This window comes from Limibacterium fermenti (genome assembly GCF_041902845.1).
In the GTDB taxonomy this organism is placed as follows: Bacteria; Bacteroidota; Bacteroidia; order Bacteroidales; family Dysgonomonadaceae; genus Limibacterium; species Limibacterium fermenti.
The window spans coordinates 16486-29384 of record NZ_CP159487.1 but is presented as its reverse complement, the minus strand read 5'-3'; the positions used below and the strand labels follow the sequence as shown (position 1 = coordinate 29384).

Sequence of the window (12899 nt, the reverse complement as noted above, 5' to 3'; positions counted from 1 at the left end):
GACTATGACGAAAAAGTATTTGTTTTTATTTCTTATGATGATGGTATCCATCGGTTTTAATGCATGCCAAGACGATAACGACGAGCTTCGGACGACCATATTGAGCTTAACGGTGCAGAGTCCCGAAGAAATGACGGATTTTACATTAAGTGAATTACAGGCGGTATTTACCGAGCGGAATACCGGGGAGAAAACCCTTTCGGATCCTTTTACGGGTACCTTAATGATATTGCTTCCCGAAGGCACCTACGATATTGCCGTGCAAGGAAAGATATCTTATTGGATTAATGGAAAAAGGCAAACAGGGGAGGTGAAAGCATCCAAAGAATCGAATGTGGTATTGGGGGAGAAAGCGGTGCTTTCGTTGCCGCTGATGCTGGTGATCGATCATACCGACTTCCTGATCAGTGAAATATTCTTTACCGGAACACAGACGCCGGAAAAGAAACAATACAATGGGGATAAATATATGGTCATTTACAATAACTCCGATGAAGTTTTATATGCTGACGGTTTGGTCATCGGGCAAACCGATTTTCTGACAGTGACGAAACATGCTTATCGCCCCGACATTATGGCTGAAGCAGTCGGTGTGGATTGCCTGATACAGATTCCCGGAACAGGAAAAGAATATCCGGTGGATCCGGGAAAATATTTAGTGATCGCAGATAATGCGATTGACCACCGGGAATACAACCCTCAATCTATCGATTTGAACAAGGCCGACTTTGAATGGTACTCGACTTCGTTGGGTGGAGAAGTAGATAATACAGATGTACCGAATATGTTTAACTTGTATGATCGGATGGTGATGCACAACCGTGGATTTAAGAGTTTTATTCTTGCCCGCATTCCGGTGGAGAATGAACAATATTTAAAAGATTATCGCTATCATTATGATTACGATTTTGTCTTTAACGGAATAACTTATCCGATGGATGGCGATTGTTACAAGGTACCCAACGAATGGGTGGTCGATGCGGTGAACTTGAGCGTAGAATCGGAATTTCAATGGATTGTTACCAGTCCGGCATTGGATATGGGTTGGACGTCTTGTGGAAAAGTAGATAAAGATCCTCAACGGTACGGAAAGAGCGTGCGCCGCAAGGTGTTGGCAACGAATCCCGATGGTACTCAAAAACTCCAAGACACCAACAATTCTTCGGTAGACTTTATACCGGATGCGACCCCATCGTTGATGGAAAATAAATAAAGGGCTTGCCCAAGAGGATATCATATAATGAAGTTTCGTTTCCTTCTCTTCGTCGCGATGGTCTGTTTGCCCCTCTTTTTGGGGGCCCAAAACGACACGCTGTTGCTTTATCGCATCCGTAACAATCGGTCTTTGCTAACGGATTTCTCGCGTGCCCCCGATTTTAATCCGGCTGCGCGTGCCTTTTCCGGCCGTTCGTCGCTTCATCAGATGCATATCGGCGGACACCGGCAAAGCGGAAATGCAGGCATTCGACAACAGGGTACGGGACAAACCTTTTTCACAGCTGAAGCGGAGAGTTTTATCCGTCACGACGGCCGCTTCATCTGGGGAAATGCTTCCTATCGCAACGGACAGAAAGACGGCGTGGAAGGAAATGAAACTTCTGATTTTTCCACCGTATATCCTTATGTCATGATGGACTCCATCGGACGCAATAATCTCAACTACGAACAATATGCGTTTTCCGGAGGATATGCCCAACGGCTTTCCCTGCTTTCATGGGGAATGGAACTGGCATACCGGGCATTAATGGAGTATCGGACACAAGATCCGCGTCCGGATAACATTGCAAGCGATTTACGATTGAACGGAGGTGTTCATTACCGCTTGTTTTCGTGTTACACCTTAGGGGCCGGTTTCCATCTTCGTAAATACAAACAACGGAATGAATTGCATTTTTATAGTCTTTTAGGAGCGCCTAAAATAGTTCATTATACCGGATTGGGAACCGATGCGTATATGTTTGCCGGCAATAATATGCGCACGCGATTCCAGGGTGCCGCGCGTGGAATAAATATTCAGCTTTTACCGGTTGACCGTTACGGTTTATCGGCCACATTGGGCTACAGTAATTTCTCTTTTGAGAAGATTATGAGTGATTTCCAAAACTTACCTATTGCCGATGTAAACGAAGATACATACACCACGGTGATTGCTTATTTATGGAAAAGGGACAAATATCACATGGGCGTTCGCTTGCAGACAGAATATAAAGACCGGAAAGGAACGGAATACAAATTTCATTCACCACAATACGGAAACTATGACAAGATTGCCGAAGAACGGCTTTTCGGAAACAAAACAAACGGCGGAAAATTAGAGTTCTTATACGAGAATCACGCTCACCAACACTGGGTGTGGCATATTGCCCCCCATGCTTTGTTTTTCAAAATGGAGGAGAGTCATCGCAATCCTTCACGCAAAATGGATTTTTCGCGACTGTCTGCGGGGGCCGATATGGGCTTTTCGAAAATGTCGGGGCGCTCGCTTTGGCAGGTGAACGGGGAACTGACTTACCAGCATACGCTTCGGTCTACCTTAAATGTACCGGGACTAAAAGAAAATTCTTTCGCTGGGCAATTATTGCATAATAATTACCGTTATCTTGCTTCGAACGGTGTGTGCAGCCGATTGTCCTTACAATGGGATTATCTGCTGAAACAAAATAGATCGATGAATTTAAAAATCAGTTGGTACAATCAATCCTTAAAAAAGTATTTCGGTAATTGCTTGACAATGACTGTAGGCGTTTCTTTTTAACGTTTACCTGTTTTTTTAGATGAACGCCAAGGGATCATAAATTAGATAATCAAAATAGATTTATACAACATAAGATGAAAAAAATTCTTTTTTATGTCCTCATCGGATTCATTTCCGTATCGTGTGTGAATGAGGAGATTCCCCTTGTCGAGCATCAAGCGACAGAATCGCCACAGGAAACCGTACCGGTCAGGGGAATGCAGTCGGTGAAACTTCAAGATGAAATTATCGAAACCATCGATAATAAAACCAACGAGCTATCCATTCCAACGGGTAACGCGGCGCTCGATGAATATCTTCATTCCATTAACGCATACAAGATACAACGCATCTTCCCTTATGGCGGAAAATACGAAGATCTGCAGGCGGCCGATGGTTTGAATGCGTGGTATACCGTATGGTATAATACGACTTTTAAAAGTGCGACGGAAGATGCGACGAATAGCCATAACGATGTGGTGGAATTTGTGGAACCGGTGTTTACACCTCGCATTGAAGATTTCGAAGTGCAAGATGTTGAGCCCTCTTCGGGCAAAAGCCTTTTTCGCTCCACCTATAATGATCCCGGTTTTTCCCGCCAATGGAACCTGTACAACGAAGGAGTTATCGGGAACTACCAACTCAACGGAGAAAACATTATAAGCTCTATTACGGGAGCGGATATCAATATTCTACCGGCTTGGGAAGAGGAAACGGGGAACCCCGAAGTGATCGTTGCCGTAGTGGATGGAGGAATAGATATTTATCACGAAGATTTGAAGGATAATTTGTGGATAAACAGTGAGGAAATTCCCGATAACGGCATTGACGATGATGATAACGGATATATCGACGATATACACGGCTTTAACTTTGTAAAATCAACAGGTGCCATCGAACCGGAAAATCACGGTACACATGTGGCCGGTGTGATTGCCGCTAAAAATAATAATGGGAAAGGAGTCAGCGGAATAGCCGGGGGAAACGGAGCGGCAAATTCAGGAGTCAAATTGATGAGCTGCCAGATGTTTATAGACAATCCTGATTACGACCCCCTTGATCCCAATTCCTCAAGCAGTATATCCACGACCACCAACCAAACTGCTGCGGCCATTGTATATGGAGCTAATAACGGAGCCGTTATCAGTCAAAACTCTTGGGGCTACGATCCGGGTATACCGACTCCGCGTGTGATAAAAGAAGCCGTTGAATACTTTACGAAGCATGCAGGACAAAATTCTTCGAAATCTTTGATGAAAGGGGGATTGGTGGTTTTCGCTGCTGCTAACGATCATTCGGAAATGGAAACTTATCCTGCTGCTGAGCCTGACGTCATTTCAGTGGCTGCCTATGCCCCCGACTTTTCAGCAGCTTGGTACACCAATTATGGCAAATGGGTCGATATCTCCGCACCTGGCGGATCCGATAAAAATGGGAATAAATATCCCAATGAAAAAGGCGAGTGGACTTCTGCTGTTTATAGTACAATCTGTTCCCTCAACGGTCAAAGTAGATATGGGTATATGCAAGGGACGTCCATGGCATGCCCTCATGTTTCGGGTATCGCAGCCTTAATCGTTTCGAAGTTCGGGGGGCCGGAATTCAATGCCTATCAGCTAAAGCGAAGGCTTTTGACAAGTGTGAAAAAAATAAATCCAAACAATTTTAATACCTCCGAATATTATAATAAGTTAGGCAAGGGATACATCGATGCTCAAATTGGATTACTTGATTTCGATCAAGAGTTTGTCCCGACAGATCCGCTGTTTGTGAAAGAGCAAACAGTACAAGGATATGCATCCATATCGTTAACTTGGAAAAGATTGGCTTCTGAAAAGGACGAAGCCCTACAAAGTTATATACTTTATTTTTCAAAAAAGGAAATAACTCCTTCCAACTATTGGAATACGGAAATAAATCAAACCGAAATCATTGCCACTTCTAAAGATATACTCACGCATACTTTTGATCATTTGGAAAGCGGAACAAAATATTATTTTGCCATTCAGGCTTTTTCCCGAAGTGGAAAGTCTTCCGGGTTAATCATTTATGAGGAGGGTATATCGACTTTGACCAATACGCCCCCGCAAATATCTTCGGATATTGATTTGAACAAAACGCTGGTAATGGCCGGTAATGATGTGAAAGAGGTGATTTTCAATATCAATGATAAAGAAAACCATTTATGGGATTATTTGCTCACCTATAAGGGCCTTATCCAAGTCGAGCAGACGGGCAATGTCCTTAAAATACAAATTCCCGCCAATAAATTTAGCGTAGGTTCGCGAACCGTTAGGTTAACGGTCACTGATGAATTCGGAGCCTCTTCGTCAGTCGAACTATACTTTAAAATTGAACCGGATAACCCTCCCAAACTTATAGCGGATGTGGGGTCTGTCAATGTGCATAAGAGTACCCCTAAAACGCTTTCATTAAATGAATTTGTAGAAGATGAAGATAAAAGTTCGTTGCGTTTTTCTTCGTCTTCATTCGATAACATAAATGCACAGGCCTCGCTGTCGGATAATAAACTGACGATTCTGCCCCAACATACCGGCAAGAGCATTTTATCTTTTACCGTTACTGACAAGCATAACCAAGAACTGAAAGTGTCGATACCGATAATTATATTCGAAAACGAAGGTATCTACAACTTATATCCTACCTTGGCTTCCGGCGCTTTATACGTGAGACTGGGTGATATTATTACCGGGGATGTACGGCTTAGCATACGAAATGTAATGGGTAAAATGGCCTTGGAAAAAAACTATCACACTCGTGATATTGACCCTCAAAAGCGAACTTTATTGTTGAATGTACATTCGCTTTTTCCCGGTAAATATGAATTGAGTATCGTAAATAACGGAAAAACGTATAAAGAATCTTTTGTAAAAGAATAAATAATAAGAATAATGAGAATAAACCTATTCCTTTTGGTTATGATGTGTGTGGTTTTACACACAAAAGCACAGAGTCGCATATTGCCTGTTTTGGAAACGCCTTCATCGCCCCAATCGTTGAGTCTGGGCGGTGTGAGGATGGGAGATATCAACCAAGCGTATCTATATAATAATCCCACATTCTTATTTCACAATGCGTCTAAAAGCGTTGATTATTCTTTGGGGTTCATTCCTTCGGAAGGACGACAAACGTATCTTTTTCATACATTCACCACGGCATATCGGTATAAGAAAAGTGCGTTTTTCTTAGGCGGCCGTTATTTGACAATGGGTTCTTTGGATGATTGGTTTAATAATGACTATGAGAAAAATTCCTCTTTGGGGAAAATCGATTTTTATTCTTATTCGTTAGATGTGGGATATGCTTACAAGCCCAATCAATCATTCTCTTTTTATTCAACCGCGGGTTATGCCGAAGAAAAAACGGTCTCTTCTATACGGGCCTATCGCATGGACTTCGGTGCCTCCTATGAGGGAACAGGAAAACTATTTCGTGCGGAGATGCCTTATTCTATAGGCCTTTCCGTAGCCAATTTGGGTAAATATTCCTATAAGGATCAGTCGGATTTCCTTGCTCCCAACGTTCGGCTGGGAGGTTCCGTGTCGATTGTTACGGTTACCCGTCAAACCATGCAGGTGTTTGTAGATGGGGGCGCATTTCTTCCGGTAGGAGAAAATGACTTTTCTTCGTTTTTCAGTGGAGGAGTAGATTATTGTTTTTTGAATACCTATTCATTGCGGATAGGCGGGCATACAGGAGATAAAGGCGATTTTTTATCGGCCGGTTTTGGTGTGAAATACCGGGCATTCAACGTGAGCTTGGGGGCAAAAATACCACTCCGGAAAGATTTGAACAGCATGTATATGCTAGGATTGAAAATGGACATATAACGGGTCGCCCGCTTTGCGGAAGGCTCAACAGCCGGGGTCATCCTACGCTCGACCCTGGATGCTGCGAAAAGTATTCTTTTTTCCATTTTCCCGGCGACATCTGTTTGACTTCCTTAAAATACCGGTTGAAATAGGGAATATCCGTAAATCCGCACTCCCAAGCAATCTCGCTTATACTTTTTTCGCGATCGTTTTTCAAGGCTGAACACACGGCTTCCAATCGGTACTCATTGACGAACGAAAGAAAACGCCGGCCGGTTTCCTTTTTAAAAAAGGCACTAAATGAAGCCTCGCTGAGATGTACCAACGAGGCGATTTCGGTTAAAGAGATCTTTTTTCGATAATTTTCCACTACGTACCGGAGAATGACTTGAAGGCGATGCATGCTTTTGGAGATATCTCCCGACAAATTGCCGGGTATTCCGATGGGTTGAAGAGAAGCGCTGTTGACGATCGATAGGATCAGACTGAAGAGTAACTGGAGCTTTTCAGATCCCGGACAACCTTGCATTTGTTTGAGTATCCGGATGGCGGTAGCGGTTGTCGGGCCCGCAATTTTAATCCCTTGGATAAAAGAACCGAATTTATGGGCGGCGTATTTCCATTCGTCAAAAAAAGACATACCCTCTTCCACAAACGAAGGAGCAAACTGAACGAAAATACATTCGCGATTACCGTACGGATCACAACTTTCGGGAGTGTAAATCCAACAATGAGGCAAATTGGGAGGAACAAAAATCACTTCTCCCTCGGTAAAAGGTTCGGAAAAGTCGCCCATCATCCGGTATCCCGATCCTTTTAGAATGCAAATGACTTCCGCTTCTGGATGAAAATGCAACGCAATCTCGTCCTGATAGGATTCCTTCGACCATTCGTAGTGGAACGATGCATCCCGGGTCTTTTGCACTTGTTCGTATTTTACTTCTTTTGCCATAAAAAGTGTCGGATCTTCTTTTAAGGTCATAAAAATAGACAATTATTCCCTGATTTTCGACAATTGGATCTGTTTTTTTTGACGTTCCTTTGTTCGCTTTTTTAAAAGATATTTCAAACAATGAAAAAAGGTCTTTATGCATTGTCTTTCGGGACTTTCGGCTTGGGAATTGCCGAATATATTATGATGGGTATTTTACCCGATGTGGCTTCCGATTTTGTTATCTCCCTGCCGGTGGCCGGACATTTGATATCGGCCTATGCGTTGGGTGTTTGTGTGGGAGCTCCTTTAGTCGCTATCATAGCCCGAAATTGGCCGTTGAAACGTATTCTGTTTGCTTTGGTCGGATGTTTTATCGCCGGTTGTCTTATCACAATGGCTTCCCCTTCTTATAGCTTTGCTCTTGTAGGGCGCTTTATTACGGGCATTCCGCATGGCTCGTTTTTTGGTGTAGGTTCTATCGTTGCGAGTAAATTATCGAAAGAAGGAAAAAGCACGTCTGCCATTGCCACGATGGTTATGGGGATGAGCATAGCGAATTTATTGGGTATCCCTATCGCTAACTGGATTAGCCATGCTTTTTCCTGGCGATGGATTTTTATATTTGCCGCTGTTTGGGGAGGAATAACGATTTCTACAATTGGTAAGTGGATACCCGCTTTACCGCCCATGCCGAAAACAAACATCAAGGGAATGTTTCTTTTTCTGAAGAAACCGGAACCGTGGCTACTGATTGCCGCGACCGTTTTGGGGAACGGCGGAATTTTTTGTTGGTATAGTTATATCAATCCTATGATGACGCAAGTTTCCGGATTCGATGTCTCCGCCATGCCGCTGCTAATGTTCCTTGCCGGGGGTAGCATGTGTGTGGGAAATTATGGGGGAGGTAAAATGTCGGATAAATTTACCCCCGGTATAGTGGCAATGTACACGCAATTCATTATATTTGCATCACTCATGGCCTTGTTCTTTTGGGGGCGTTTCGGATTTACTTCCGCTCTGCTTATGTGTGTCTGCACCGGATGTTTGTTTGCCGTCTCCTCGCCGCAGCAGATGTTGTTGTTGCAATATTCCTCCGGCGGCGAAATGATGGGCGGAGCGATGGTGCAGTTGGCATTTAATCTTGGCAACGCTTTAGGCGCTTATTTCGGAGGACTTCCCATTGCAACCGGCGCCGGAGTGGAATATTCGGCATTGATCGGTGCAGTGTTCGCCTTCACGGGAACCGGGGTGCTGGTATTGTTTCATTACTTGAGCGGACACGGAAGAACGCCGTCTGTCCCGCTTGTCTTTATAAAAAAGATCGTCGAATAGATCGACATACGTTTTATCATAAAATGAAAGGAAGAATATGAATTTACAATTAACGGGAAAAACGGCTTTGGTTACCGGCTCGACTGCCGGAATAGGATATGCGGCAGCGCTGGGACTTTTGAAGGAGGGCGCGAAGGTGTTTATCAATGGACGTGAGGAGAAAAAATTGGAGAAGGTCGTTGAACAGATCAAAAAAGATATTCCGAGTGCGGATGTCGAAGGAGTTGTCGCCGATTTTTCGAAAGTCGAGGAGGTCGATACCCTCATTCATCAAATAAAAGAGTTGGATATACTTATTAATAATGTAGGTATATACGGGGATCAACCGTTTGAGACAACTCCCGATGAGGTGTGGATGCACGATTTTGAAGTGAATGTGATGAGTGGCGTGCGTTTATCGCGGCATTATATTCCGTTGATGAAAAAGAAGAACTGGGGACGGGTGGTATTCGTTTCGAGTGAGTCGGCTATCAATATTCCGGACGACATGATTCTGTACGGGGTGACTAAAACGGCTATTTTGGCGTTAAGCAGAGGGTTGGCAAAAAGCCTTCGGGGAACAAATGTTACCGTTAATTCGGTGTTGCCCGGCCCTACATGGTCGGCCGGCAATTTGCGCTCGATGAAAGAACTGTCCGAAAAGAAGGGCATCACGGTGGAAGAAGCTGCTTTGGAGTTCGTAAAAGAGAAGCGGCCGGAATCCATCATACAGCGTTTTGCAGAGCCTGAAGAGGTGGCTAATTTAATTGTGTATCTGGCAAGTCCGTTGTCTTCGGCTACAACTGGAGCCGCTTTGCGCGTGGACGGCGGTATTGTGAATACGGCATTCTAATGTTGTGTCGACAAAAATTTAATGTTAAAAGTTTCCATTATGAATAGTAGTAATTTGTTTTCAGAAAAAAATATCGGTCCTTTTCAACTGAAGAACCGAATCGTTATTCCGCCCATGTGTCAATATTCTGCCGCAAACGGGCAAGCCACCGATTGGCATTTGATGCACTACGGTAATTTGGCGCTTTCGGGTGCCGGCATGCTCATTGTGGAGGCGACTGCGGTTTGCCCCGAAGGACGTATTTCGTATGCCGACTTAGGCTTATGGGATAAGAATACCGCTCAGGCGCTGCGCAAAGTCGTTGATTTTATGCGGTTGCATTCTTCCATGCCGTTAGCGGTACAAATAGCGCATGCGGGAAGAAAGGCGTCCACCGATTTGTCTTGGAAATCCGATGACTACTTGCCGGCCGACAGTGCGAATGGCTGGCAAACGGTGGCTCCTTCTGCCATTGCACAATCGACCGGAGGTACCGTACCGCACGAATTGACGAACGCGGAGATAAAAATCATTGTCGAACAGTTTGCCGAGGCTTCGGCACGTGCCATCGCTATTGGGTTCGATATGGTTGAATTGCATGCCGCGCATGGATATCTGATGCATGAGTTCTTATCGCCGATAACCAATAAGCGTACGGATGAATATGGAGGCAGTCTTGAAAACAGAATGCGTTTCCCGTTGGAAGTCGTCGATGCGGTGAGGGCGGTTTTGCCGGCAAACACTGCGTTCGGTGTCCGCATATCCGCGACCGATTGGATTGATCGCGGATGGGACTTGTCGCAAAGCATCGTATTTGCAAAAGAACTGGATAAAAGAGGCTGCGGATATATTCATGTTTCAGGCGGAGGACTCGATGGCGGATTGCAAAAGTTGCCGCCTTTACAATCGGGTTATCAGTTATCTTTTGCCGAAGCCCTAAAGAAAGAGGTCGTGATGCCTGTAATCGGAGTCGGACTGATCACCGATCCGTTTGAAGCCGAAAAGGCGATAGCCGAAGAGAAAGCCGATTTCATTGCCGTAGGGCGTGGAATGTTATACGATCCGCGTTGGGCATGGCATGCCGCCGCCGCGTTGGGGGGACAAGTGGTTGCCCCGGCGCAGTATCTGAGGTCGAGTCCGCATCCGTACAAAGATTTATTTGTTTAAGAATAACGATGTTTCAAAAGTTGTTCTTAAAAGAATAAAAGTAAGGGATTGTAACTTAAAAAGAATATTTCTCGCAGATGGCGCAGATAAACGCAGATTAAAATCCGCGTTATCTGCGAGAAATAATTTACAAATCGTAAATAGAATATCGTTATAAGTATTGTGCTATTTATCGTTAGAATGTCCCCAGAAAGAAAGGACTAAAACGACGATTTGTTTTTCCAGTATTCTATATACCAATCTATGTTTGTGGCTAATTCTTCTTGACCATGTTGGAATTTCAAAATGTTTCAATCTCTCCGGTTTTCCGGTTCCGACAGTAGAATTTTCTCTCAATTCGTTTAGGAGTTGGTCTATTTTCAGTAGAATCTTTTTGTCTCCACATTGTTTATGATTCTCAATATCCAGTTCCGCTTCAGGAAGTATATTTAATTACGTAACTCATAAGCCTAAGAACTCTTTCTGTTTATCTTTTGTCAACGTTTTTAATTTTCTGCTTTCAGCCTGTTGGATGGATTTCTCTATTTTAGCATAGAAAGCTTCTTCCGTTAATAAAGAGTCGTCTCTTGAAGTCCGGACTTCAAAATCAACCCTCATTTCCTCTAGTAAAGCAGTTAGCAGTGATTTCTGCTTCTTATCTTTGGGATAAATCGTTATACTCTCCATTGTCATTTCCTCTTATATTGAAGATACTTCCACAAAGGTACGATTTCTTTTTTTTTACGCTGTTACTCCTGGAATCTTATTTTTATCCCATAATATACTTTAATATATTGCTTTATAAATCAATGGTTGTGTAATTTTGCGGGGAGAATCATCCCCCATAAGATATTATATTGTTAAATATCGCATTTCATAATAAAATATTTTACCATATAGTTGGCGAATATAAAATAAGTATATATATTTGCGGCATTATAATCATTGAGAAAAATAAAAAGTGACCGACCGTCATCTAAAGTATTTTAAAAATGAAAACAGAGAACCGAAGAAATTTTATCAAGAAAGCAGCTATTGCCGGAACTTCCGCAATAGTTCTGCCGCAGTTGTCCGCAAGCGGTCAAGTTCGGGCGGCTGATACGCATCTTGAGCAAAATATCCGTAAAAACAAATCTCTCCAAAGCGGACTGATTGTTCCCAAAGCCAACGGATTGCAAATCACCGGCGCCTTTCTTGATGAAATATCGCACGATATTCCGCATCAAAACTGGGGTGAAGCGGAATGGGATTTGGATTTTCAATACATGAAAGCTATCGGCATCGACACGGTGATTATGATTCGCTCCGGATATAAAAAATTCATTACATATCCTTCGAAATATCTTCTTGGAAAAGGATGTTATGGGCCTTCCGTAGATTTATTAGAGTTGTTTTTGCGCCTGGCCGATAAATATGGGATGAAGTTCTATTTCGGGTTATACGATTCCGGTCATTATTGGGCCACGGGAGATATGAGCCACGAGATTGAAGATAATAAATATGTGATCGACGAGGTCTGGCAACAATATGGCGCCAAGTATAAAAGCTTTCAAGGATGGTACTTAAGCGGCGAAATAAGCCGTGCTACGAAAGGGGCTATCGGAGCGTTTTATGCGATGGGAAAACAGTGTAAGGATGTGTCGAACGGTTTGCCGACTTTTATTTCGCCGTGGATCGACGGAAAGAAAGCCGTCGCTGCAAGCGGAACGGCTTTGTCGAAAGAAGAGGCGGTGTCGGTGCAGCAGCATGAAAAGGAATGGGACGAGATATTTGATGGAATTCACGAGGTGGTAGATGCCTGCGCCTTTCAAGACGGACACATCGACTATGACGAACTCGACGCGTTCTTTACCGTAAACAAAAAGCTGGCGGACAAATACGGAATGCAGTGCTGGACTAATGCGGAAAGTTTCGACCGCGATATGCCGATTAAGTTTTTACCGATTAAATTCGATAAACTTCGCATGAAACTCGAAGCGGCCAAGCGAGCCGGATACGATAAAGCCATTACGTTTGAGTTCTCTCATTTCATGAGTCCTCAGTCGGCCTACTTACAAGCCGGTCATTTATATAATCGATACAAAGAATATTTTAATATAAAATAAAGAA

Annotated in this window: 11 protein-coding genes; 8 read left to right on the top strand and 3 right to left on the bottom strand. The window is 43.6% G+C overall.

The genetic code is table 11. The features are described 5' to 3' along the window. Positions 1-4: 4 nt before the first annotated feature. From ABNK31_RS17795 to ABNK31_RS17780, 4 genes are all read left to right on the top strand, one after another. Positions 5-1213, top strand: a complete 1209-nt coding sequence (locus ABNK31_RS17795; protein WP_418895502.1) for a DUF4876 domain-containing protein — start codon at positions 5-7, stop codon at positions 1211-1213. Positions 1214-1240: 27 nt separating this feature from the next. Beyond that, a complete protein-coding gene (locus ABNK31_RS17790; protein ID WP_418895501.1) occupies positions 1241-2755 on the top strand; it encodes a DUF6850 family outer membrane beta-barrel protein in 1515 nt (504 codons plus the stop codon). A 74-nt stretch (positions 2756-2829) separates the two neighbouring features. Continuing rightward, complete coding sequence (locus ABNK31_RS17785) at positions 2830-5634, top strand: S8 family serine peptidase (RefSeq protein WP_418895500.1); 2805 nt, start codon at positions 2830-2832, stop codon at positions 5632-5634. Between the two features lie 12 nt (positions 5635-5646). Further along, positions 5647-6585: a PorV/PorQ family protein gene (locus tag ABNK31_RS17780; protein WP_418895499.1), complete on the top strand. Its 939-nt coding sequence runs from the start codon at positions 5647-5649 to the stop codon at positions 6583-6585. Between the two features lie 37 nt (positions 6586-6622). Here the strand turns inward: ABNK31_RS17780 and ABNK31_RS17775 are convergent, their stop codons facing one another. Beyond that, on the bottom strand, positions 6623-7549 hold the full coding sequence (locus ABNK31_RS17775; RefSeq protein WP_418895498.1) for an AraC family transcriptional regulator: 927 nt from the start codon (positions 7547-7549) through the stop codon (positions 6623-6625). Between the two features lie 90 nt (positions 7550-7639). Between ABNK31_RS17775 and ABNK31_RS17770 the strand changes: the two genes are divergently transcribed. The 3 genes from ABNK31_RS17770 to ABNK31_RS17760 are packed head-to-tail and all read left to right on the top strand — an operon-like array spanning position 7640 to position 10811. After that, the gene (locus ABNK31_RS17770) at positions 7640-8833 is read left to right on the top strand and encodes an MFS transporter (RefSeq protein WP_418895497.1); all 1194 of its coding nucleotides are present in this window, start codon (positions 7640-7642) and stop codon (positions 8831-8833) included. Between the two features lie 37 nt (positions 8834-8870). Continuing rightward, positions 8871-9665 carry an SDR family NAD(P)-dependent oxidoreductase gene (locus ABNK31_RS17765; protein ID WP_418895496.1) on the top strand — a complete coding sequence of 265 codons (795 nt, stop codon included), beginning with the start codon at positions 8871-8873 and terminating at the stop codon, positions 9663-9665. 39 nt (positions 9666-9704) lie between these two features. Next, a complete protein-coding gene (locus ABNK31_RS17760; RefSeq protein WP_418895495.1) occupies positions 9705-10811 on the top strand; it encodes an NADH:flavin oxidoreductase/NADH oxidase in 1107 nt (368 codons plus the stop codon). A gap of 165 nt (positions 10812-10976) precedes the next feature. Here ABNK31_RS17760 and ABNK31_RS17755 read toward each other — a convergent pair whose 3' ends face one another. Next, positions 10977-11174 (bottom strand): Txe/YoeB family addiction module toxin, encoded by a 198-nt coding sequence (locus ABNK31_RS17755; RefSeq protein WP_418895504.1) that lies wholly within the window; start codon positions 11172-11174, stop codon positions 10977-10979. Positions 11175-11252: 78 nt separating this feature from the next. Further along, a complete protein-coding gene (locus ABNK31_RS17750) occupies positions 11253-11477 on the bottom strand; it encodes a DUF2683 family protein (RefSeq protein WP_418895494.1) in 225 nt (74 codons plus the stop codon). A gap of 305 nt (positions 11478-11782) precedes the next feature. Here ABNK31_RS17750 and ABNK31_RS17745 point away from each other — a divergent pair, with 305 nt between their 5' ends. Then, entirely contained in the window at positions 11783-12895 is a 1113-nt protein-coding gene (locus ABNK31_RS17745; protein WP_418895493.1) for a DUF4434 domain-containing protein, read from the top strand. Positions 12896-12899 lie beyond the last annotated feature (4 nt).